Source organism: Aestuariivirga sp. (genome assembly GCF_965227715.1).
GTDB lineage: Bacteria > Pseudomonadota > Alphaproteobacteria > Rhizobiales > Aestuariivirgaceae > Aestuariivirga.
Map to the genome: position 1 here is coordinate 3,974,328 of NZ_OZ245771.1, position 22,469 is coordinate 3,996,796.

The 22,469-nt window shown below is 62.3% G+C and carries 25 protein-coding genes; 12 read left to right on the forward strand and 13 right to left on the reverse strand.

Translation table 11 applies throughout. The features are described from left to right. Positions 1-17 precede the first annotated feature (17 nt). The 6 genes from ACO06F_RS18835 (at position 18) to msrP (ending at position 6,165) form a co-directional block, all read left to right on the forward strand. Positions 18-1,220: a pyridoxal phosphate-dependent aminotransferase gene (locus ACO06F_RS18835; protein ID WP_421694265.1), complete on the forward strand. Its 1,203-nt coding sequence runs from the start codon at positions 18-20 to the stop codon at positions 1,218-1,220. A gap of 19 nt (positions 1,221-1,239) precedes the next feature. Beyond that, a complete protein-coding gene (locus ACO06F_RS18840) occupies positions 1,240-1,737 on the forward strand; it encodes a DUF1993 domain-containing protein (protein WP_421694266.1) in 498 nt (165 codons plus the stop codon). Positions 1,738-1,781: 44 nt separating this feature from the next. Beyond that, entirely contained in the window at positions 1,782-2,240 is a 459-nt protein-coding gene (locus ACO06F_RS18845) for a DUF992 domain-containing protein (protein ID WP_421694267.1), read from the forward strand. A gap of 122 nt (positions 2,241-2,362) precedes the next feature. Continuing rightward, positions 2,363-2,827 (forward strand): DUF992 domain-containing protein, encoded by a 465-nt coding sequence (locus tag ACO06F_RS18850; RefSeq protein WP_421694268.1) that lies wholly within the window; start codon positions 2,363-2,365, stop codon positions 2,825-2,827. Positions 2,828-3,020: 193 nt separating this feature from the next. Further along, positions 3,021-5,072, forward strand: coding sequence for an elongation factor G (locus ACO06F_RS18855; protein ID WP_421694269.1), 2,052 nt, complete (start codon positions 3,021-3,023; stop codon positions 5,070-5,072). A 130-nt stretch (positions 5,073-5,202) separates the two neighbouring features. Further along, positions 5,203-6,165: a protein-methionine-sulfoxide reductase catalytic subunit MsrP gene (gene msrP / locus ACO06F_RS18860; protein ID WP_421694270.1), complete on the forward strand. Its 963-nt coding sequence runs from the start codon at positions 5,203-5,205 to the stop codon at positions 6,163-6,165. Between the two features lie 959 nt (positions 6,166-7,124). Here msrP and ACO06F_RS18865 read toward each other — a convergent pair. Both ACO06F_RS18865 and trxB read right to left on the reverse strand, forming a co-directional pair. Continuing rightward, positions 7,125-8,030 carry a LysR family transcriptional regulator gene (locus ACO06F_RS18865; protein ID WP_421694271.1) on the reverse strand — a complete coding sequence of 302 codons (906 nt, stop codon included), beginning with the start codon at positions 8,028-8,030 and terminating at the stop codon, positions 7,125-7,127. Further along, entirely contained in the window at positions 8,017-8,979 is a 963-nt protein-coding gene (gene trxB, locus ACO06F_RS18870; protein WP_421694272.1) for a thioredoxin-disulfide reductase, read from the reverse strand. The genes ACO06F_RS18865 and trxB overlap by 14 nt, the downstream gene beginning before the upstream one ends. Before the next feature lie 276 nt (positions 8,980-9,255). Between trxB and ACO06F_RS18875 the strand changes: the two genes are divergently transcribed. From ACO06F_RS18875 to ACO06F_RS18890, 4 genes are all read left to right on the forward strand, one after another. Next, on the forward strand, positions 9,256-9,729 hold the full coding sequence (locus ACO06F_RS18875; protein WP_421694273.1) for an Lrp/AsnC family transcriptional regulator: 474 nt from the start codon (positions 9,256-9,258) through the stop codon (positions 9,727-9,729). Beyond that, complete coding sequence (locus ACO06F_RS18880; RefSeq protein WP_421694274.1) at positions 9,726-10,916, forward strand: benzoate/H(+) symporter BenE family transporter; 1,191 nt, start codon at positions 9,726-9,728, stop codon at positions 10,914-10,916. Before ACO06F_RS18875 ends, ACO06F_RS18880 begins: the two co-directional genes overlap by 4 nt. A gap of 42 nt (positions 10,917-10,958) precedes the next feature. Next, positions 10,959-11,447: a pyridoxamine 5'-phosphate oxidase family protein gene (locus ACO06F_RS18885; RefSeq protein WP_421694275.1), complete on the forward strand. Its 489-nt coding sequence runs from the start codon at positions 10,959-10,961 to the stop codon at positions 11,445-11,447. Between the two features lie 112 nt (positions 11,448-11,559). After that, a complete protein-coding gene (locus ACO06F_RS18890; RefSeq protein WP_421694276.1) occupies positions 11,560-12,054 on the forward strand; it encodes a glutathione peroxidase in 495 nt (164 codons plus the stop codon). A gap of 3 nt (positions 12,055-12,057) precedes the next feature. Here ACO06F_RS18890 and greA read toward each other — a convergent pair whose 3' ends face one another. After that, positions 12,058-12,531 carry a transcription elongation factor GreA gene (gene greA, locus ACO06F_RS18895; RefSeq protein ID WP_421694277.1) on the reverse strand — a complete coding sequence of 158 codons (474 nt, stop codon included), beginning with the start codon at positions 12,529-12,531 and terminating at the stop codon, positions 12,058-12,060. A gap of 301 nt (positions 12,532-12,832) precedes the next feature. Between greA and ACO06F_RS18900 the strand changes: the two genes are divergently transcribed. Next, the gene (locus ACO06F_RS18900; RefSeq protein ID WP_421694278.1) at positions 12,833-13,306 is read left to right on the forward strand and encodes a DUF1499 domain-containing protein; all 474 of its coding nucleotides are present in this window, start codon (positions 12,833-12,835) and stop codon (positions 13,304-13,306) included. On the opposite strand, the gene carB is transcribed toward ACO06F_RS18900, so the two are convergent. The 9 genes from carB to ACO06F_RS18945 all read right to left on the reverse strand — a co-directional run bounded on the left by carB (position 13,297) and on the right by ACO06F_RS18945 (position 20,719). Next, on the reverse strand, positions 13,297-16,662 hold the full coding sequence (carB, locus tag ACO06F_RS18905) for a carbamoyl-phosphate synthase large subunit (RefSeq protein ID WP_421694279.1): 3,366 nt from the start codon (positions 16,660-16,662) through the stop codon (positions 13,297-13,299). The genes ACO06F_RS18900 and carB overlap by 10 nt on opposite strands. A 210-nt stretch (positions 16,663-16,872) precedes the next feature. Next, positions 16,873-17,196: a hypothetical protein gene (locus ACO06F_RS18910; protein ID WP_421694280.1), complete on the reverse strand. Its 324-nt coding sequence runs from the start codon at positions 17,194-17,196 to the stop codon at positions 16,873-16,875. Positions 17,197-17,259: 63 nt separating this feature from the next. Next, complete coding sequence (locus ACO06F_RS18915) at positions 17,260-17,475, reverse strand: hypothetical protein (RefSeq protein WP_421694281.1); 216 nt, start codon at positions 17,473-17,475, stop codon at positions 17,260-17,262. A 150-nt stretch (positions 17,476-17,625) separates the two neighbouring features. Next, positions 17,626-17,829: a hypothetical protein gene (locus ACO06F_RS18920; RefSeq protein WP_421694282.1), complete on the reverse strand. Its 204-nt coding sequence runs from the start codon at positions 17,827-17,829 to the stop codon at positions 17,626-17,628. A gap of 294 nt (positions 17,830-18,123) precedes the next feature. Beyond that, positions 18,124-18,330, reverse strand: coding sequence for a hypothetical protein (locus ACO06F_RS18925; RefSeq protein WP_421694283.1), 207 nt, complete (start codon positions 18,328-18,330; stop codon positions 18,124-18,126). Positions 18,331-18,575: 245 nt separating this feature from the next. Then, on the reverse strand, positions 18,576-18,830 hold the full coding sequence (rpsU, locus tag ACO06F_RS18930; protein ID WP_421694284.1) for a 30S ribosomal protein S21: 255 nt from the start codon (positions 18,828-18,830) through the stop codon (positions 18,576-18,578). A gap of 81 nt (positions 18,831-18,911) precedes the next feature. Next, positions 18,912-19,997, reverse strand: a complete 1,086-nt coding sequence (locus ACO06F_RS18935) for a 5-(carboxyamino)imidazole ribonucleotide synthase (protein ID WP_421694285.1) — start codon at positions 19,995-19,997, stop codon at positions 18,912-18,914. Next, positions 19,994-20,458: a 5-(carboxyamino)imidazole ribonucleotide mutase gene (gene purE / locus ACO06F_RS18940; RefSeq protein ID WP_421696722.1), complete on the reverse strand. Its 465-nt coding sequence runs from the start codon at positions 20,456-20,458 to the stop codon at positions 19,994-19,996. Before purE ends, ACO06F_RS18935 begins: the two co-directional genes overlap by 4 nt. Before the next feature lie 45 nt (positions 20,459-20,503). Beyond that, on the reverse strand, positions 20,504-20,719 hold the full coding sequence (locus ACO06F_RS18945; RefSeq protein WP_421694286.1) for a YdcH family protein: 216 nt from the start codon (positions 20,717-20,719) through the stop codon (positions 20,504-20,506). 132 nt (positions 20,720-20,851) lie between these two features. On the opposite strand from ACO06F_RS18945, the gene ACO06F_RS18950 reads away from it, so the two are divergent. Then, positions 20,852-21,028, forward strand: a complete 177-nt coding sequence (locus ACO06F_RS18950; protein ID WP_421694287.1) for a YdcH family protein — start codon at positions 20,852-20,854, stop codon at positions 21,026-21,028. On the opposite strand, the gene ACO06F_RS18955 is transcribed toward ACO06F_RS18950, so the two are convergent. Then, positions 21,029-22,432, reverse strand: a complete 1,404-nt coding sequence (locus ACO06F_RS18955) for an amidase (protein ID WP_421694288.1) — start codon at positions 22,430-22,432, stop codon at positions 21,029-21,031. Between the last annotated feature and the right edge of the window lie 37 nt (positions 22,433-22,469).

Genomic DNA, 22,469 nt, shown 5'->3' on the forward strand with positions numbered 1-22,469 from the left:
TCCGAAAGGTGACCGCCATGGGCTTCATTTCCGACTCGCTCAACCGAATCCAGCCGTCTGCCACCATCGCCATTTCCACCAAGGCGATGACGCTGAAAGCGGAAGGGCGCGACGTGATCGGGCTGGCGGCGGGGGAACCTGATTTCGACACGCCGCAGAACATCAAGGATGCGGCGATCAAGGCCATCCAGGCGGGGAAGACCAAGTATACCGCGGTCGACGGCATCCCCGAGCTGAAGCAGGCGATCTGCGACAAGTTCAAGCGCGAGAACGGGCTCGACTACAAGCCGTCTCAGGTGAGTGTGGGCACGGGCGGCAAGCAGGTGCTGTTCAATGCGCTGATGGCGACCGTCAACCCCGGGGACGAGGTGATCGTGCCGGCACCCTATTGGGTGAGTTACCCTGACATCGTGATGCTGGCGGGCGGCACGCCGGTGTTCGTCGAGGGAAAGCTCGAGAACGGATTCAAGCTGCAGGCGGCGGATCTCGAAAAGGCGATCACGCCCAAGACCAAGTGGCTGATCCTCAACTCGCCGTCGAACCCGTCGGGTGCCGCCTATTCCCGCGCGGAGCTGAAGGCGCTGACCGATGTGCTGCTGAGGCACCCCCAGGTGTGGGTGCTGACGGACGACATGTATGAGCATCTGGTTTATGATGACTTCGACTTCACCACGCCGGCGCAGGTTGAGCCCAAGCTCTATGACCGCACGCTGACCATGAATGGGGTTTCCAAATCCTATTGCATGACGGGTTGGCGCATCGGCTATGGCGCGGGGCCGGAGCAGCTGATCAAGGCGATGGCGAAGCTGCAGTCGCAATCGACCTCCAACCCGTCTTCCATTGCGCAATGGGCGGCCGTCGAGGCGCTGAACGGGCCGCAGGATTTCATTCCTCGCAACAACGAAGTCTTTAAGCAGCGCCGCGACCTGGTCGTCTCCATGCTGAACCAGGCGAATGGCATTTCCTGCCCGACGCCGGAGGGTGCCTTCTACGTCTATCCCTCCTGCCTCGGCTGCATCGGCAAGACGGCACCTTCGGGAAACGTCATCCGCACGGATGAGGATTTCGTGACGGAGCTTCTGGCAGCGGAAGGTGTTGCGGCCGTTCATGGCGCGGCCTTCGGCATGTCGCCCTTCTTCCGGATCTCCTATGCGACCGCGACAGAGGTGCTAGAGGATGCCTGCCGGCGTGTGCAGCGCTTCTGCGGCAACCTGCGGTAAAAAACAGAAAGTAACGCTTATGAACATCTATGACGCGTCGGTGCCGGTCTTCGTGCATTTCCTCGGCTCGCTTTCCAAAATCCTGAAGAAGGCGGAAGATCATTGCGCGGCGAAGAAGATCGACCCCGCAGTGCTTCTCTCTCAGAGGTTGTATCCTGACATGTATCCGGTTTTGCGGCAGGTGCAGATTGCATCGGATTCCGCCAAGGGCGCATGCGCAAGGTTGGCGGGTGTGGATGTGCCGAGCTTTCCGGATGAGGAAAAGACCTTCCCCGAACTTCAGGCTCGCATCCAGAAGACGATCGACTTCGTGACCTCGATCCCGCGGGAGAAATTCGCCGGGGCCGAGGAGCGGGAGATCCACATCAAGGCAGGTCCGCGGGAGCTTCATTTCAACGGTGTGAGCCTTCTTGAAACCTGGTCACAGCCCAACTTCTACTTCCACCTCACAACGGCCTATGCCATCTTCCGGCACAATGGAGTCGAACTGGGCAAGCCGGATTTTCTGGCGGGCTGACGGTGAGGCGCCACGCGGCAGAACCCAACCGAAAGGACGGTAACATGAAGAAAATCGCTGCATCACTTCTCGCAATGGGACTTTTCGCGCTGCCGGCCCAGGCCGATACGGGCGTGAAGCTCGGCGTGCTCGTGTGCGATGTGTCGGGCTCGATCGGGCTCATCCTCGGCGGCTCGGAGTCTGCAAGCTGCAGCTTCCAGGGGCCGAACGGCGTTGAATACTACAAGGGCCGGATCACCCAGGTGGGCCTCGACATCGGCGTGACCGCAGGGGCCGTCATGTCCTGGGCGGTGTTTGCGCCGGGCCAGGTGGGCAAGGGCGCGCTGGCCGGAACCTATGCCGGTGCCACGGCGGACGCCTCCTTCGCGGTGGGCCTCGGCGCCAATGTGCTGGTCGGCGGTTCGCAGAGCTCAATCGCGCTGCAACCTTTGAGTGTTGAAGGCCAGGCGGGCGTCAACATCGCGGCCGGCCTCGCCAGCTTCAAGCTGGAATATGTGCCCTGAAACATTGAGGCGGTTAACCTTGCGGGTTAACCGCCGTTTTCTGTATGGGCTTCCGAAATTGTCCCATTCCTGACACAATACGGGCCTCTACCCGTTATCCGTTCAATAGGAGACTTCCGAACATGAAGAAACTTGCCCTTGCCGCCCTGATCACTCTGGGCCTCGCGGCTTCCCCCGCCTTTGCCGCCAAGGGCGTCAAGGTCGGTGTCCTCAGCTGTGACGTGTCCGCAGGCGTCGGCATGATCATCGCATCGTCGAAGACGGTGAAGTGCACCTTCGACGGCACGGTCGGCAAGAAGGAACATTACAAGGGCACGATCGAGAAGCTCGGCATCGACATCGGCTTCACCGGCAAGGGCGTGATGGCCTGGGCCGTGTTCGCCCCCGGCAAGCTGAACCGCGGCGCGCTCGCTGGCAAATATGCCGGCGCTTCGGCTGAAGCCACCGTTGCCGTCGGCCTCGGCGCCAATGTGCTGGTGGGCGGCTCCAACAAGTCGATCGCGCTGCAGCCGCTCAGCGTGCAGGCCCAGACGGGCCTCAACGTTGCCGCCGGCATCGCCGCGCTGCGCCTGACCTCCACCAAGTAAGACCGTTTTACTCACCTCAAAAAGGCCCGGCGGAAACGCCGGGCCTTTTTCGTTTTCGGAATTCGCTTGCCGGGGGTCCGGAACGGAGTCACTCTCAAGGCTGTGGAACCGCCCCGGCGTGGTGACACGGGTTCGGGAGAAGGGCGGTCCTTCGCAGCTTGCAGTCTTGTGAGCAGTCAAAGGAGTATTGTCCATGGACACCCCAACCGGCAGAAGGCCCCAGGGCTCTCGGTGCGTTGCACTTGTGGGCCCCTACTTAAGCGGCAAGACCACACTTCTCGAAGCCATCCTGTTTCACACCGGCGCCATCCCGCGCCAAGGCAAAGTCTCCGACAAATCGAGCATCGGAGACGCAGCGCCCGAGGCGCGCGCCCATGGCATGAGCATCGAGCTCAACACCGCCACCACGCAGTATCTGGGAGAGGGCTTCACCTTCATCGACTGCCCCGGCTCCGTCGAATTCGCGCAGGACCAGCGCGCGGCCCTTCTCGGTGCCGATCTGGCCATCGTCGTGTGCGAAGCCGATGACAAGAAGGCGCCGGCCCTGCAACTGATCCTCAAGCAGCTGGACGAGATCGGCCTGCCGCGCATGCTGTTCATCAACAAGGTGGACAAGACGGATTCTTCTCCGCGCGACGTGCTCTCCTGGCTGCAGCCCGCGTCCTCGAAGCCGCTCATCCTGCGCCAGCTTCCGATCATGAAGGGCTCGATCGTGACGGGCTTCGTGGATCTCGCACTGGAGCGCGCCTTCATCTACCAGGAACATCTCGAAAGCCGCCTGATCGATATGCCGGAGGACATGGCGGAGCTCGAGAAGTCGCAGCGCTTTGCCATGCTGGAGCGGCTTGCCGACCATGACGATGAACTGATGGAGCAGCTCCTTTCGGACATGGAGCCGCCGCGCGACCGCATCTTCTCCGATCTCGCACGCGAGCTGGCTGAAGGCTTGATCACGCCCGTGCTGTTCGGGTCCGCCGAGCATGGCACCGGCATCGAGCGCCTGCTGAAGGCGCTGCGCCATGAGGCGCCGGGCGTGGCTGACACCGCAAGGCGCCTGGGTCTTGCGCCCGGCGGCACGGTGCTGCAGGTGCTGAAGACCTTCCACACCACCCAGGGCGGCAAGCTCTCCCTCGCGCGCGTTCTGTCCGGCGAGGTGGCTGACGGCACGGTGCTGTATGGCGCCGCGGGCCAAGACAGCCGGGTGGCCGGCGTGTTCACCCTGATGGGCTCCAGCCCCACCAAGGTGGCGAAGGGCATTGCCGGAGACACGGTGGCGCTGGGCCGCCTGGAGACTGCGCGCACGGGCGAGACGCTTTCGGCCACCAAGGGCAGCACGCCGCAGCTCGCGGACCTCGAGACGGCGCCGGGCGTTTATGGCTTTGCCATTTCAGTGTCCGACCGGAAAGACGAGGTGAAGCTGACGAGCGCCATTGCGAAGCTCGTCGAGGAAGATCCATCGCTCTCCCTCGAGCACAATCACGATACGCATGAAATGGTGCTGTGGGGGCAGGGCGAAATGCACCTGCGTGTGGCGCTCGAAAAACTCACCGGAAAATTCGGCGTGCATGCCAATGCCAAGCCGCGGCGGATCGCCTATAAGGAGACGATCCGCAAGCCAACGCAGATCCGCGGCCGGCACAAGAAGCAATCGGGTGGCCACGGGCAATATGGCGATGTGGTGGTCGAGATCGCGCCGCTGCCCCGCGGCTCCGGCTTCGTGTTCTCGGATTCGATCACGGGCGGCGTGGTGCCCAAGCAATATATTCCGGCTGTTGAACAGGGCGTGCGGGAGTGGATGGGCCACGGGCCCCTCGGGTTCCCCGTGGTGGATTTCTCGGTCAACCTCTCGGATGGTTCTTACCATGATGTCGATTCCTCCGAGATGGCGTTCAAGACGGCGGCGCGAATTGCCATGGTGGACGGGATGCCGAATTGCGTGCCGGTGTTGCTGGAGCCCATTGTGGCCGTCGAGATCCACTGCCCCAGTGACGCCACGTCCCGCGTCAACCAGATCGTGACCGGCCACCGCGGCCAGCTTCTGGGCTATGACGGGCGCGACGGCTGGCCCGGCTGGGACACGGTCAAGGCGCATATGCCCGAATCCGAAATGGCCTCGCTCATCATCGAGCTGCGCTCGGCAACGGCGGGCGTGGGGACGTTCACCTTCACCCTCGACCACATGGCAGAGCTGACGGGCCGCGCCGCAGAGCAGGTGGTGGCGGGCCGCAAGGCGGAGGCTGCCTGAGAGAGGGAAAACTGCCGCCTGGCCCCATCACGCCCGGAGCACCGGGGCCTCTCCGAGAAGTGATCGGCCCTTGATTGGCCTCCGTTATGTGGAAAGCCTAGTCTACACGCAATCAACGGAGACGAAGAAGATGCTGATCAGGCGCAATCGAAGCTGGGAGATCCCGGAGGCACGGGTTACGCCGGAGCACATGTTCCTCAACAGGCGCAGCTTCATGGGAGCTGCGGCGGGTGCCGTTGCCTTCTCTGCCGTCAGGCCGGCCTGGGCGGCGGAAGATCCTTCCGCCAAGCTCTACCCTGCCAAGCCCAACCCGGCCTTCGCCGATGCCGGCAGGCCGGTGACCGGGGCTGAGTACACGACCACTTTCAACAATTATTACGAGTTCGGATCTTCGAAGCGCATTGCCGAGGCGGCCGAGAAACTGCCAATCAGGCCGTGGGCCATCGTGATCGACGGTGAGGTGGAGAAGCCCCTGACAATCGGCATCGATGATCTGCTGGCGAAGGTGACGCTCGAAGAGCGGATCTACCGCCACCGCTGTGTGGAGGCGTGGTCTATGGTGGTGCCGTGGACGGGCTTTCCGGTCAAAAGCCTGGTGGAACTGGCAAGGCCCAATTCCAACGCCAAGTTCTTGCGCTTCGAAACATTCAACAAGCCCGATGTGGCGCCCGGCCAGACGGATGGGTTCTTCACCAGTTACCCTTGGCCCTATGTGGAAGGGATCACGCTGGCAGAGGCTGCAAACGAAATGCCGCTTCTGGTGACGGGAGCCTATGGCAAGCCGCTTCCCAACAGCATGGGCGCACCCCTGAGGCTGCATCTGCCGTGGAAGTATGGTTTCAAGTCGATCAAGGGAATCGTGCGGGTGAGCTTTACCGCGGAACGCCCGGTGAGTTTCTGGGAAACGCTTGGACCTGCCGAATACGGGTTCTGGGCCAATGTGAACCCGGAGGTGCCACACCCGCGCTGGAGCCAGGCAACGGAGCAGGAGTTGGGCTCGGGCGAGCGCGTTCCCACGCTTCTCTACAATGGCTATGCTGAGCAGGTGGCGGGGCTTTACAAGGATTTGGGTTCCGAGAAGCTGTTCATGTAAAGAAAAAGGCCAGTCGAAAGGACTGGCCTTGAAGTTGCCCGTTCCCCCTCAACTCCGAGGAGGTGGTCCCGCACGCCCCCCTCAGGGGAAAGGGGCGGGGAGCCGTCAGCCAGTCCGCAAGGGGAGACAAACGGGACCGGCAAATTCCGCGCCGGAAACGCGGCCCGCAGACCATGATCCTGCGAACTGTGATCAGCAAGGATTGCTGATACATGGGAGCCATGCCGCATGGTCATGATGTTTTGGAGTGAAGGGTACGCGCCGGCGGAGGCGTTATTCCCTGAGGGTCGTCATCCCGGCGGAGGCCGGAATCCCGCTTTGGATCCACGAGCTTGGTAAGTTAAGCGGGACCCCGGCCTTTGCCGGGGTGACGGCAGTGGAGTTGGGGGGCGCCTGAGGTCCGTCTACGGCGGAGGCGCTATTCCCTGAGGGTCGTCATCCCGGCGGAGGCCGGGATCCCGCTTTGGATCCGTGAGCTTGGTAAGTAGAGCGGGACCCCGGCCTTCGCCGGGGTGACGGCAGTGGAGTTGGGAGCGCCTGAGGTCCGTCTACGGCGGCGGCGTCAAACCCTGAGGGTCGTCATCCCGGCGGAGGCCGGGATCCCGCTTTGGATCCGTGCGCTTGGTAAGTAAAGCGGGACCCCGGCCTTCGCCGGGGTGACGGCAGTGGAGTTGGGGGCGCCTGAGGTCCGTCTACGGCGGCGGCGCTATTCCCTGAGGGTCGTCATCCCGGCGGAGGCCGGGATCCCGCTTTGGATCTGCGTGCTTGGTAAGTTAAGCGGGACCCCGGCCTTCGCCGGGGTGACGGGAAGTTAGGTGGCCGGGATTCCGCTCTGGATCCGTGAGCTTGGTAAGTAAAGCGGGACCCCGGCCTTCGCCGGGGTGACGGGAAGTTAGTTGGCCGGGGTGACGGCGGTAAGGAGTGGGGAAGGAGCGGCAGTGGGGCGAGGACAGCCCCTGTCAGAAGCTCCATTCCTTGGCCTTGGCCACCAGGAAATCCCGGAACACCGTCACGCGCTTGGTGTCTTTCAGTTCTTCCGGGTAGACGAAGTAAGTGTCGAACTCCGGCGTCTCCACGGGGACGTCAATCTGCACCAGGCCGGAATCTTCCGGCACGATATAATCCGCAAGCGAGGCGATGCCCATGCCGGCCTGGACGGCGCGGCGGAGGCCATAGGCGTTGTTGACGCGGAGCGCCACGGGGCGCGGCTCGCCTTCGGGGCGGCCGACATATTCGAGCCAGTTCACTGGCGTCAAGTAGTTGGGCGCCTGGCCGAAGGTGAGGATCTTGTGCTTGTCCAGATCCTCGAGCGACTTGGGGATCCCATGCTTCTTCAGATATTCCGCCGAGGCATAAAGATGGTGGTGCACGGTGAACAGCTTGCGCTGGATGAGATCTGGCTGGGTCGGGCGGCGGAGCCTGACTGCCACATCTGCTTCGCGCATGGAGAGATCGAGTTCACGATCATCCAGCAACAGGGTGACGGCAATGTCCGGATAGATTTCGGAGAATTCCTTGAGGCGCGGCGTGAGCCAGACACTGCCCAGCCCCACGGTGGTGGTGATGCGGAGTTCGCCTGAGGGCTTCTCCTTCGAATCCATCAGCCGGGTTTGCGCGGCGGTGAGCTTGGTGAACACCTCATGCGCCGTGCGATAGAGCATCTCGCCCTGCTCGGTGAGGATCAGGCCGCGCGCATGGCGGTGGAAGAGGGGCACATTCAGCGCATCTTCCAGCGCGCTGATCTGGCGGCTCACCGCTGATTGCGACAGGCCCAGCTCATGGCCCGCGTGGGTGAAGCTGCCCGCATCGGCCACGGCATGAAAGATGCGCAGCTTGTCCCAGTCCATCACACTATTCAGCGGCATGTTGCATCTCTGTTTGGGTGTGGAGCCAGCGTTCGGCCTCAAGTGCTGCCATGCAGCCCATGCCGGCAGCGGTGACGGCCTGGCGGTACACGTCATCGGTTACGTCGCCCGCGGCATAGACGCCGTGGATGGCCGTTTGAGTGGAGCGCGGCTCCGTGATCAGGTAGCCGCCCTGCTTGAAGGGCAACTGGCCTTCGAACAGTTCGGTTGCGGGCTTGTGGCCGATGGCGATGAAGATGCCGTCGACCTCGAGATCTTCCGTGGCGCCCGTCTTCACATTCTTGAGGCACGCATGGGTGACGCCGCGCGGATTGTCCGTACCCAGAACATCGGCCAGTGTCGTATCCCACATCACCTTGATCTTCGGGTGGGCGAAGAGGCGGTTCTGGAGAATGCGCTCTGCCTTGAATTCCTGGCGGCGGTGAACCACGATCACTTCGCTCGCGAAATTGGTGAGGAACAGCGCCTCTTCCACGGCCGTGTTGCCGCCGCCCACCACGACGACGCGCTTGTTGCGGTAGAAGAAGCCGTCACAGGTTGCGCAGGCCGACACGCCGAAACCGCGGAAATGCTGTTCGGAGGGAAGGTCCAGCCATTTCGCCTGGGCGCCGGTGCAGATGATCAACGCATCGCAGGTGTATTCCTGGCCAGAGTCACCTTTGAGCCAAATGGGCTTTGCCGTGAGCTTCACATCCGTGATCGTGTCTGAAACGATCTCAGTTCCCACATGCTCCGCCTGGGCGCGCATTTGCTCCATCAGCCACGGGCCCTGAATCACGTCCGCGAAGCCGGGATAATTCTCGACATCGGTGGTGATGGTCAGCTGGCCGCCTGGCTGGATGCCCTCCACAAGGATCGGCTTCAGCATGGCGCGTGCGGCATAGATCGCGGCGGTAAAGCCTGCGGGGCCCGATCCGAGGATCAGAACCCGGGCGTGGCGGGCGGACATGGTGGACTCCAGTTGCTATGAGAAAATAACATAGCTTATTTGGGCGCAACGGCAAGCCCACTACAAGGTGTTGTGAACAACTGGCGCTATAAAATCAATCACGGTGGTGGCAGGGCGGCTTTTTCCCTTTGCTTCCGGAGGTTGAGCGGGGAGCGCGGTGGCCCCTGCAAGCCTGCATAGCGGGCAACCGTCTGGTTCAGCCCTGCAGAATTGGCGGGTGGGATCCGGCCGCTGCCGGGTCTCGCAAGGCGGGGGCAGAGTTGCTAAGGATTTTCCATGCCCTCTGCCGCCATTCTCGATCCCATCGATTGGAAGATCCTGCGGGAATTGCAGCAGCATGGGCGGCTGACCAATGTGGAGCTGGCCAGCAGGATTGGCCTTTCGCCACCTCCCTGCCTCCGGCGGGTGCAGGCGCTGGAGCGGGCAGGGGTCATCCGCCGCTATCGCGCGCTGCTCGATGCGGCAGCGCTGGGCTTTCACGTGACGATTTTCGCCTTCGTGGGTCTCAAGAGCCAGGCCGATGCCGAATTGAAGGCCTTCACCGCGCGGATCGAAGGTTGGACGCTGGTGCGGGAGGCCTATGCGATTTCGGGCGAAGCGGACTTTTTGCTCAAATGCGTGGCGCAGGACTTGACGGCGCTGCAGGACTTCATCATCCGCGATCTCACGGCTGCACCCAATGTCGAGCACGTCAAGACGACGCTGCTGCTGGGTGTGGCGAAATATGAGCCTGGAGTTCCGATCCCGTGACTGACGCCTCTCTGCATTCTGCCCGGTCCGGCTGGTTCAGCCTGATCTCCTCCACCGTGACGGCCGTCGTCGTGGGTTTCGCCTCAACCATTCTCGTCATCATGGAGGCGGCGCGGAATGTGGGCGCCTCCCCCAGCCAGCAGGCCTCCTGGGCCGCGGCACTGTGCTTCGGCATGGCAATCACCTCGCTCTTTCTCTCCTGGCGCTACAAGATGCCGATGATCACTGCCTGGTCGACGCCGGGTGCCGTGCTGATCGCGACTTCGGGCTCCGGCATCTCCTATCAGAATGCGCTGGGAGCCTTTGTGACCGCGGGCGTGCTGATGGCGGTCGCGGGCCTCATCAAGCCGCTCGAAAAGGCGATTGAAAAGATCCCGGCCCCGGTGGCGGCCGCCATGCTGGCGGGTGTGCTGCTGCGTTATACGCTGGGCGTTCCGGGGGCGGCTATGGCGCTGCCCTGGGCCGTGCTGCCGCTGATCGTGGTGTTCTTTGCGTTGCGCCTGTCTTATCCGCTTTTCGCGGTGCCAGTCGTCGTGGTGGCGGGGGTTGCCATTGCGGGGTTCAGTGGCAGCTATGCGGGGGATTGCTGCAGTTTCGGCATCACCACGCTGGAGTGGACGACGCCGGCCTTCGACTGGCAGACCATGCTGTCGATCGGCGTGCCGCTGTTCCTGGTCACCATGGCGTCCCAGAACCTGCCGGGTTTCGCGGTTCTGCGGGCGAGCGGCTATCAGCCGCCGGTGCAGCCGGCACTGCTGGTAACGGGTGCTGCCTCCACACTTCTGGCGCCGTTTGGCAGCCATGCCATCAACATGGCGGCGATCACCGCATCCATCGTCACCGGGCCTGATTGCCATCCGGATCCGAAGAAGCGCTGGCTCGTCGCCTGGCCCTATCTGGTGCTCTATGGGCTGATCGGGTTGATGGCGGCAAGCTTCGTTCAGGTGCTCGGTGCGATGCCCAAGGATCTGGTGACGGCGATTGCCGGGCTCGCGCTGTTTTCACCCCTGATGGGCGGCATCACCGCGATGATGAAAGAGCCGCGCGACATCGAGAGCGCGCTCGTCACCTTCCTTGTGACGGCGAGCGGGCTCAGCATTCTGGGGGTGGGCTCGGCCTTCTGGGGGTTGGTTGCGGGGCTGGCGCTCTATGGGGCGCGCCATCTCATCCAGCGGAACCGCAGGTGAGCCCCGGCGTTTCTCCTCGCTCACAGAGGAGAATTGCACGCGATGGCCGACAAGACCAAGGAGCTCGAAGGAAAATTCTGGATGGCGCTCAAATCCGACATGACCATGATGCTGGGTCTCGTTGGCGTTGAGGAGAGCCACACGCGGCCGATGACGGCGCAGTTGCGCGGATCCGAGGGTCCCATCTGGTTCTTCACCGCGCGTGACAATACGCTGGTGCAGAACCTGCACACCGGCAGCAGGGCCATCGGCACCTTCGCGTCCAAGGATCATGACCTGTTCGCCAGCGTGCATGGGCAGCTCAGCCTCGACAATGACCATGACGTGATCGACGAGTTGTGGAATCCCTATGTTGCGGCCTGGTATGAGGGCGGCAAGGACGATCCGGAGCTCGCCCTGCTGCGCTTTGACGCCGACCGGGCCGAAATCTGGGAAAATGAGAGCGGGCTCTTTGCCGGGCTCAAGATGCTGTTCGGGCATGACCCCAAGGATGATGCGCGTGAGCATGTGGCAAAGGTGAATTTGCGCTGATCTGGGCGGCGGATGCGTTCCCGGGCATGATCCACGCTTTACGCGCGCGCGTTTGATGATCATGAGACTCTTGATCATCATTCTGTTTTCATTTTTTGCGAGCGTGTCTGCCATGGCCGGGACCACTGCCTATGACTTTACCCTGACCGGCATCGATGGGAAGCCGATGCCGCTTTCCCAGTTCAAGGGGCACCCGCTTCTCGTGGTCAACACGGCATCCGAATGCGGGTACACGCCGCAGTATGAGGATCTCGAAAAGCTTTGGCAGGCCTATAAGGGCAAGGGCCTCATCATCATCGGCGTTCCCTCCAATGACTTCGGCAGCCAGGAGCCGGGAACGTCCAGCGAGATCGCGACCTTTTGCAAGATCAATTACGGCGTCACTTTCCCGCTAGCGGACAAGACCGTTGTGAAGGGCGACAAGGCGCACCCGTTCTACAAATGGGCGGGCGAACAGGCGGGCGTTCTGGGCCGGCCGAAGTGGAATTTCCACAAATATCTGATCGGGCCCGATGGCCAGTTCGTCAACTGGTTCTCAACACCCGCCAAGCCCATGGGGCCGAAGATTACCGCCGCGGTGGAAAAGGTGCTGGCGCCGGCGAATTGAGCCTCAGCGCCAGACGACCTTGTTGATCTCGTAGGACTTGCCGCCGCCCGGCGTGTTGACCTCGACCGAGTCGCCCTTCTTCTTGCCGATGATGGCGCGGGCGATGGGGGAGGAGACGGAGATCTTGCCCTTCTTCACGTCAGCCTCGAACTCGCCGACGATCTGATATGAGGTCTTCTCGTCTGTTTCCTCGTCGATCAGCGTCACCTTGGCGCCGAATTTGACGACGTCGCCCGAGAGCTTGGTGATGTCGATGATTTCAGCGCGGGACAGCTTGTCCTCAAGCTCCGCGACGCGGGCCTCGGTCCAGCCTTGCTGCTCCTTGGCGGCATGGTATTCGGCATTTTCCGACAGGTCGCCGTGGGAGCGGGCCTCTTCGATGGCCTTGATGATGCGCGGGCGCTCCACCGACTTGAGGTGCTTCACCTCATCCATCATTGCGGCGTGGCCTTCGGCGGTCATTGGAACTTTGTCCATCGGTTTCGTCCAATCTTGTCCAGTTTCTTCATCCCCCGGGCGGGCCGGAGGTGAATGTCCATCCGTGTCTGGGAAAAACGACACCCGGCGACACGGGAAATCCGTATCACGCCGGGCGAACCGACAAGATGGCGCAACTCGCACCAAATTTCAAGAGGAGGGGGAAATCTATCGTAACGTCAAGGGCGGCCGCACCGGAAAATTGGGGCGGGCGGCGAAACCGATACCATCTCTTCAGGCGATGCCGTAGCATGGGCCCATGCCAAACCGGAGGCGAACCCTGATTATAACCATTTTGGGCTTGATCGTTCTTGCCGTGGCCGTGGTGCTGGCCGTGGGGCCGGAGCGGCTGTGGGAGCGGTTTGGTCCGGCCGATCTTGGTGACGTTGAGTTTGCGACCCTCGTCCGGCGGGACCAGCCCAATGATGCGCTGGCCTGCCTGCCGGAATATTGTGAGGCCAAGATCGATATTCCAGCACCCGTCATTGCGAAGCCGCAGGCCGACGTGTTCCTGGCGGTGCAGCAGGCACTTGCCGGGGAGCCGGGGCTCGAACAGGTGGCGGGGGATGCTGCGGCCGGTACACTGCGTTATGTGCAGCGGAGCAAGCTCATGCGGTTTCCGGATACCATCAGTGTGCAGGTGATGCCGGCGTCCGGTGGCGGCTCCGCCGTGCTGCTCTATTCACGCTCGCAACTGGGCAAGAGCGACTTTGGCGTGAACCGCGCCAGGCTCGAACGGTGGATCGGGCTGATCCAAGCCGCTGCTCAGAAATAATCCTGCAGCGGCTTCACGTCCAGGCGGCCTTCCTTCTGAGCGGCAATGGCCTTCGTCACCGCAAGGATGCCGGGGAGTGTGGTGTAATAGGGCACCTTCTGCATCAGCGCCGTCTGGCGGATGGGTTTCGAGTCAGATTGTGACGCGCGGGTTTCGGTGGTGTTCAGCACCAGCTGAATATCGCCATTCTTGATCGCATCCACCACATGCGGGCGGCCTTCCAGCACCTTGTTGATCTTGGTGGAGGGAATGCCCTTGTCCTCGAAATAGCGCTGGGTGCCGCCAGTCGCCACCAGCTTGAAGCCCATCTCAACGAGCTTCTTCATGGCGGGAACGATCTTGGCCTTGTCGGCATCCTTGACCGAGATGAACACGGTTCCGGCCTGCGGCATGCGCATGCCGGCACCCAATTGGGCTTTGGCGAAGGCCATGTCATAGCTCATGTCGAGGCCCATGACCTCACCGGTGGAGCGCATCTCAGGCCCCAGCAGCACGTCCACGCCGGGGAAGCGGTTGAAGGGGAAAACAGCTTCCTTTACAGCCACATGCGTGAGCTTCTTTTGCTTCAAGTTGAAGCTGGCCAAGCTCTCGCCCGCCATCACCCGGGCGGCGATCTTGGCGACCGGCAGGCCAATCACCTTGGCGACGAAGGGCACGGTGCGCGAGGCGCGCGGGTTCACTTCCAGCACATAGACTTCGCCATCCTTGATGGCGAACTGGACATTCATCAGGCCCACGACATTCAAGGCCAGGGCCATCACCTTGGCCTGGCGTTCCATCTCCGCAATGACGGGGGCTTTCAGCGAATAGGGCGGCAGCGAGCAGGCAGAGTCGCCCGAGTGGATGCCCGCCTCTTCAATGTGCTCCATGACGCCCGCGATGAACACGTCCTTGCCATCACAAATGGCATCGACATCGACTTCAATGGCGTTGGAGAGATAGCTGTCAATCAGCACCGGCGAAGAGCCTGAGACGACCACGGCCTCGGTGATGTAACGCTCAAGCTGGGCATCGTCCTTGACGATTTCCATGGCGCGGCCGCCCAGCACATAGGACGGTCGGATGACCACGGGAAAGCCGATCTTCTTGGCGATCTTCTTGGCCTCGGCACCGGAATAGGCCATGCCGTTTTCCGGCTGGCGCAGCTTCAGCTTCTTGAGGAGCTTCGAGAACCGGTCACGGTCCTCCGCCAGGTCGATGGCATCGGGCGTGGTGCCGAGGATGGGAACGCCGGCCTTTTCGAGAGCTCCTGCCAGCTTCAGCGGCGTCTGCCCGCCGAACTGCACGATGACGCCTTTGAGCGTGCCATTGGATTGCTCGGTGTGGATGATTTCCAGCACGTCCTCAGCCGTCAGCGGCTCGAAATAGAGCCGGTCCGAGGTGTCATAATCGGTCGAGACGGTTTCCGGGTTGCAGTTGACCATGATCGATTCATAGCCTGCATCATGGAGGGCAAAGCAGGCATGGCAGCAGCAATAATCGAACTCGATCCCCTGGCCGATGCGGTTGGGCCCGCCGCCGAGGATGATGATTTTCTGACGGTCAGAGGGCTTCGCCTCATCTTCGGCATCATAGGTCGAATACATGTAAGCGGTGGGGGAGGCGAATTCCGCTGCACAGGTGTCAATCCGCTTATAGACGGGGCGCACCTTCAGCTTGTGGCGGTAGCTGCGCACCTTGTCTTCCGGAAGACGCACCAGCTCGCCCAGGCGCTGGTCCGAAAAGCCCATGGATTTGAGCTTCGTCAGGTTGACCGCGTCCTTCGGCAGGCCGCGCTCGCGGATCTTCTCCTCCACCTGCACGATCTCTTCGATCTGGCGGAGGAACCACGGCTCATATTTGCAGGAGGCATAAATCTGGTCGACGGTCGCCCCCATGCGGAAAGCCTGGGCGATTTTCAGCAGCCGGTCCGGCGTGGGCGTTCCCAGCGCGGCGCGGATCGCGTTCTTGTCATCGCCTTCGCCTGCACCGGGGATTTCGACTTCGTTGAAGCCGGTCAGCCCCGTTTCGAGGCCGCGTAGCGCCTTCTGCATCGATTCCTGGAAGGAGCGGCCGATCGCCATCACCTCACCCACCGATTTCATGGCGGTGGTCAGATTGTTGGAGGCCCCTGGGAATTTCTCGAAGGCAAAGCGCGGGATCTTGGTGACCACATAATCAATCGTGGGCTCGAAGGCGGCAGGTGTTGCGCCACCGGTGATGTCATTGGCGAGCTCATCGAGCGTATAGCCCACAGCCAGCTTGGCGGCGACCTTGGCGATGGGAAAGCCCGTGGCCTTGGACGCCAAGGCCGAGGAGCGCGAGACGCGCGGGTTCATTTCGATGACGACCAAGCGCCCATCTTCCGGGTTGACGCCAAACTGAACATTCGAGCCGCCGGTTTCGATGCCAATCTCGCGCAGCACCGCAATCGAGGCGTTGCGCATGATCTGGTATTCCTTGTCGGTCAGCGTCAGCGCCGGGGCAACGGTGATCGAGTCACCCGTGTGGACGCCCATCGGGTCCACATTCTCGATGGAGCAGATGATGATGCAGTTATCCGCATGGTCGCGGACCACTTCCATCTCATACTCCTTCCAGCCCAGCACCGATTCCTCGATCAGCACTTCGGCAGTGGGGGAGGCATCCAGGCCCTTCTCGACGATATCGAGGAATTCCTCGCGGTTATAGGCAATGCCGCCACCGGTGCCGCCCAGGGTGAAGGACGGGCGGATGATGCAGGGCAAGCCCACTTCCAGCATGGCTTCGAAGGCTTCGACCATGGCGCGGTTGCGGTATTTGCGCAGGCGCTCCGGCTCCGCCGCAGCCCAGCTTTTCTCGAAGGCTTCGACGTCACCCTTTTCCGCGGCGAGCCTCGCCAATTCAGCGGCGTAGAAATCCTTGTCCGCATCCTTGGCATCGGAGGCGTTGGCGAGCATGGATTTGGGCGTGTCGAGGCCGATCTTCTTCATCGCCTCGCGGAACAGCTCACGGTCTTCGGCCTTGTCGATCGCCTCCGCCTTGGCGCCGATCAGCTCCACATTGTATTTCTCGAGAACGCCCATTTTATTGAGCGAGAGCGCGGTGTTCAGCGCGGTCTGGCCGCCCATGGTGGGCAGCAGCGCATCGGGGCGCTCCTTCTCGATAATGCGGGCGACGACTTCCGGCGTGATCGGCTCGATATAGGTGGCATCCGCCAAATCCGGATCCGTCATGATGGTGGCGGGATTGGAGTTGACGAGGATGATTCGATAACCCTCGGCCTTGAGCGCCTTGCAGGCCTGGGTGCCGGAATAGTCGAATTCGCAGGCTTGGCCGATGATGATGGGTCCAGCCCCGATGATGAGGATGGATTTGATGTCAGTACGCTTTGGCATGTGAGGGAAACCCGATTTGAGGTTCCCTACACAATCGCTGCCGGGATTCCAAGCCTTATTGGCTGGGTGTGGATAGCGCTGCCGGAACGGCGGGGAGGGACCGGATTTGGGTTGCCGTCAGCCACCGCCATTTGAGTGCCAGAGGCCCTCATCCCTCCATTGGGGACCTTCTCCCGTCGCGGGGTGAGGGGAGAAGGGAAGGGGTGCTCCTTACAGAGCCGCCTGCTGGCCCTGGAGGTCGCTCTTGGTGGTGTAGCACTTCACCTGCTTGAAGCTGGTGCAATCGCCCGAGCAGAGCTTGCCGGAATCGATAGTGCGAGCTTCCTCGGCGCGTTCACGCTGGAAGATCATCGCGCGGTCATAGCCTTCAGCCTTGCAGAAGGCATCCGCCGCGGGCTTGCCGCAGGCGCCGCCGGTGAGGCAGGCGTCAATGCGGGCGCCAGCGATCTGGGGGGCGAAGAAGTTCCGCACTTCGGAAGCGGAGGCTGCGGGAACGAGGGCGATCAGGAACAGGGCGGAGAGAATGCAGCGCATGGCGGTCACCGTTTCATGGGCGCAAGGAATGGGGCGCAGGGAATAGGGCGCAAGGAATTGACGTCAGATCTCGATGCAGCGGGTGCGGCTGCAGGGCTCAACCGAGATTTGGCCGGCGAGCGGCCACACGCCGTTCTTGTTGACGACCGTGACGTTCTCGATCTTCGCCGTGGCAGCGGCGGGGGCGGCCTGAATGTGCGCTGCATCACGGTTTCCGGCGAAGGCGCCGGCCGAGAGGAACATCACGCTGAGGATCATCGATGTGGTCAGGGTTTTCATTGTTTCAACTCCGATAAGGAGAACGTCAGTCGACGGAGAAAAGTTTCGTTTGAAGGAAAATGGGGCCCCGGGGTTTTTGGTCCCGGGGCGCCCAAGGTGTGGGCGGCCGTTTGCAGGGGATGGGGGGGAAGTGGCCACCCAGGGAAATCGTCAGCTCCGGGTTACGGAGCAATCGCTGTTCAGGCATTCCTCGACGGTCAAGGGGCCGACCAGCGGATAGGCCTGGTTCTTTTCGATCACGGTTTCGTGTGCCGTGGCGGGTTCGAATGCGGTGCGTTCCTTCGGCGATACGGCGGCCAGGGCGCTCGCGGTGGAGGCCAGGGCGATCAGCAGGTAGAGTGTTGTGCGCTTCATCTTGTCGTCTCCCGTGGGCGCCGGTCAGGCCGGCTGCTCTCTTCATGATCCCTTTGTAAGCCGGGGCGGGGAGCGGGACTGTAATCCACATCACAGGTCTGATTTTTTCTGAAACAATTGTTTCAGGCGCATTCGGGGGGAGAAGAAAAGAACCCCGGCACTGAGTGCCGGGGTTCAGGTGCAGGCAGTGTTTGCAGGGGATGGGGGGGAAGTACTGCCTGGGGATGAGATACATATTGGAACACGAATTTGAAACTTCAAGCCGGTCCGGGGCTCTCGGTTAAATAATTTAGCTTACTCAGTATCGGAGCAATCCTCGACCTTGCATTGCTCGACGACGAGAGGACCAATCACCGGGAACGGGCTGTTCTTGGCAACGACCGTCTGGTTCGCGGCGAGAAGGCCTGGCTCTGCCACCGTTCCGGCCGGCGCCTGCTGGAAGGCTGCAGCCGAGGCCACGGCACCCATGGCGGCCAAAACGATCAGAGCGTAGCGGGTCATCCTGTTTCCCTTCGAGGTCCTGGCGGGTCCCCTTTCCGGGGGGCCGCCCTGTCATGTGACCTTATCTAGGGGAAGAACTGTCCAACCGTGGGACGGACATGCAACCAGTTTGTGGTGGGTTGTGACAAGTTTGGGGCAATTGCGGCGTCTGCCTTAATTGAGAAGGGCAGGGAAATGCCGGCCTAAAGCAGAAAGGCCGCGCTCCGGGGGAGGCGGCCTTTCAAAATCGGGAACGAACTGACGGCTTATTGCGGGCGGGGGCCGCGGCCGGGGAGCTCAACCTTCTTCGGCATCGGCAGCAGGCCTTCGCGCTGCAGCTTCTTGCGCTGCAGCTTGCGGGCGCGGCGGACGGCCTCAGCCTTCTCGCGAGCCTTCTTTTCCGAAGGCTTCTCATAGTGGCCGCGCAGCTTCATCTCGCGGAAGATACCTTCGCGCTGCATCTTCTTCTTGAGGGCTTTCAGGGCCTGATCGACGTTGTTGTCACGGACTACGACTTGCAAGAGCTACCTCTGAAACAGGTTAGAATGGGCGTCAGGCCGTTTACCGGGCCTCAATCGTGGCGGGCGAGTTAGCATAGTCTTTTAGGGCTGTCGAGGGGTCACCCGGTTGAAATGGCCCATTTTCCGGCCCGGACGTGCCTGGCGCTTCCCATAAAGATGGAGGTGCAGCCGGGGTTCAGCCGCAAGCGCCTGCCAGCGGTTGATATCATCGCCGAGAAGATTGGTCATGACCACATCGGCATAGCGCTCGGGCGCGCCCAGCGGCCAGCCGCAAACCGCCCGGATATGCTGCTCGAACTGGGACACCGCGCAGGCATCCATGGTCCAGTGGCCGGAGTTGTGAACGCGGGGCGCGATTTCGTTGACGATCACCGTCTCGCCCGCCACGAACATCTCCACCCCGATCACGCCCACATAGTCCAGGGCCGCAATGATGCGGCTGCCGAAGCTGCGGGCGGTGTCCGCCACGGCCGCGGAAATGCGCGCCGGAATGGTCGAGGTCTTAAGGATGTGATTCTCATGGTGGTTCTCGGGCACGTCGTAGACCGCCACTTCGCCCGACCAGCTGCGGGCGGCGATGACCGAGATTTCCTTTTCGAAGCTGACGAAACCTTCGAGAATCGCCGGTTGGCGGCTGATGTCGCTGAAAGCTGCAGCAGATGAGGTTTCTGCATGAATTTTGGTCTGGCCCTTGCCATCATAGCCGAAGCGGCGGGTTTTCAGCACGGCGGGGCGGCCGATGCGGGCCAGGGCCTGGTCCAGCGTGGCTTCGTCTGCCACCTCCGCGAAGGGTGCAACAGGGATGCCGAGGCCGGCGATGAAGGTTTTCTCGGCAATCCGGTCCTGCGCCGTCTTGAGGGCGTGAACACCGGGGGCAACCGGCACCAGGGCATCGAGGAAGGCCGCGGTTTCGCCGGGCACATTCTCGAACTCATAGGTGACGACATCGACCTCACGCGCGAAGGCTTCAAGCGCTGCGAAGTCATCATAGGGCGCAACCGTCCGGGCGGCGGAGACGGCGAAGGCCGGGCTGTCCGCCTCCGGCGCATAGATATGACAGTCGAGGCCCAGCCTGGCCGCCGCAAGGGACAGCATGCGGGCAAGCTGGCCGCCGCCCAGAATGCCGATGCGGGAGCCGGGGGCAAGCGCCGTGTCGATCCGCTTCATGCCTCGTCCTTCGGGCGTTCGGCCACGGCGGCCGTCTGCTCGGCCCGGAACTGGTCCAGCCTGGCGGCGAGTGCCGTGTCTGCGAGGGAGAGGACGCTGGCCGCGAGAAGGGCTGCATTGATGGCGCCTGCCTTGCCGATCGCCAGCGTGCCCACGGGGATGCCCGCCGGCATCTGGACGATGGAGAGAAGCGAATCCTGGCCAGAGAGGGCCTTCGATTCAACCGGCACACCAAACACGGGAAGGCTGGTCATGGATGCGGCCATGCCGGGAAGATGTGCGGCACCTCCGGCCCCCGCGATGATCACCTTGAAGCCGGCCTCCCGGGCCTTGTGGGCGAAGTCATAAAGGCGCTGCGGCGTGCGGTGGGCGGAGACGATCCGGTCATCATGGGCGATGCCGAGCCGGTCCAGCGTTTCGGCGGCGTGTTTCATGGTGGCCCAGTCTGACTGGCTTCCCATGATGATGGCGACGGGGGGCGTGGCAGTCACGATATGTCCTAAGGGTCAGGCGATGATGTCTGGGATGAGCATGTTCTCGATGGACTGGATCTTATCCTTGATGTCCAGCTTCATCTTCTTCAGCCGCCTCAGCTGCAGCTGATCGCCCGTTCCTGTGAGTTCGAGGGAGGTGATAGCGGTGTCGAGGTCACGATGCTGGTGGATGAGGTTCTGCAACTGCGACCGCAATTGCACCTCCTGTATCAGATCCAGCTTCGGCATTCCGTCCCCGCAGTCCGTTGTTCACGAATTTGTTTTTGCCAATTCTTCACTACGGCCCTTTGCAAGCGTTCGACAAGCCCCCAAGTCTATGTCATCATCCGTCTTAATCCATCACCAACAATGGAGGATCGCATGAGTCTTCAAGCGCATTTGAGCGAATTGAACGCGAAGCACAGGGCCCTCGAGGCCGCGCTCGCTGAGGCCATAAACCATCCTGCGTCAACCGACGCGGAAATCGCCGAACTCAAGCGCAAGAAACTCAAGATCAAGGACGAGATTACCCGTCTCCAGCACCAACACGCCGCCTGATCAGAACCCCGGCGGGCGGGCCTTGTGCCAGTCTGCCGCCTGTTCATAGGCATAGGCTGCGTTCAGCACGCTGCGGTCGTCATACATGCGGCCGACCAGGTGCAGGCCTGCGGGCAGGCCCGTGGACGTAAATCCGCAAGGCACGCTCGCGGCCGGCTGCTGGGTCAGGTTGAAGGGATAGCTGAAGGGCGTCCAGTTCACCCATTTTCCCGTCTTGTCCGGTGCGGAAGGTGAGAGTTTTCCGGCCTCGAAGGCAGGGATCGGCAAGGTTGGCGTGACCAGCAGGTCATAGCCTTCCATGAACTGCCGCATCTGGCTGCCAAGAACGCCGCGCTCCCGGACGGCATCCTGGTAATCGTCGAGGGAGATGGCTTTTGCCTGCTCGACGACATCGGCAAGCGCGGGGTCGAGGAGCTTCTTCTTCTCCGCCGGCAGCTTTCCCAGCAGGTTGCGCGCACCGGCCCACCACAAGGTGCGGAAACAGGGGGCGGGATCGGCGAAGCCGGGGTCGACCTCGGTTACGATGGCGCCGAGCTCTTCCATGAGCTTGACGGCGTTTTTCACCAGTGCCGCGATCTCGGGGTCCACCTCGACGTAACCGAGCGTGGGGCTGAAGGCGATGCGCAGGCCCTTGATGCTGCGGCCGAGCTTCGCGGTATAGTCCACCCCGTCATACGGGAGTGAATGCCAGTCACGCGCGTCGGGCTGGGAGATCACATTCATCAGCAGGCAGGAATCCTCCACCCGCCGTGTCATCGGCCCCACATGCGCGACCGTGCCGAAGGGCGAGAGCGGCCATGCCGGAACCCGCCCGAAAGACGGCTTGTGCCCGAAAATGCCGGAGAAGCCCGCCGGAATGCGGATCGATCCGCCGCCATCGGTGCCGAGTGTCAAGGGCGCATAACCTGCGGCTGCCGCAGCAGACGAGCCGCCGGATGAGCCGCCCGGCGTCTTTGACGGGTCCCACGGATTGCGGGTGATGCCGGTCAGGGGCGAGTCTGTTACCCCCTTCCAGCCGAATTCAGGCGTGGTGGTGGCGCCGAGGAACACCGCACCGCATTCGCGCAGCCTGGCGACGCTGGGCGCGTCCTGGTCCCAGGCCTGAGCCTTGTCCACCGTGCGGGAGCCGCGCAGCGTGGGCCAGCCGCGCACCAGAAGCAGGTCCTTGATGAGGGTGGGAACGCCGTCAACGGGGCCTTGCGGCTCACCCCTGATCCAGCGTTTTTCACTTGCGCGGGCCGCAGCCAGCGCCTCCTCCGGCCGCACATGGACCATGGCGTTCAGCGTCTTGTCGTGGCGCTCGATCTGGGCGAGGCAGCTTTGCACCACCTCAACGGGGGAGAATTTCTTCCTGGCATAACCCCTGACCAGCTTCGCCGCGGATTTCCAGTTGAGGTCGGTCATGTGGTCTCTCCTTGCCGTACACCAAGCCGGCATCATC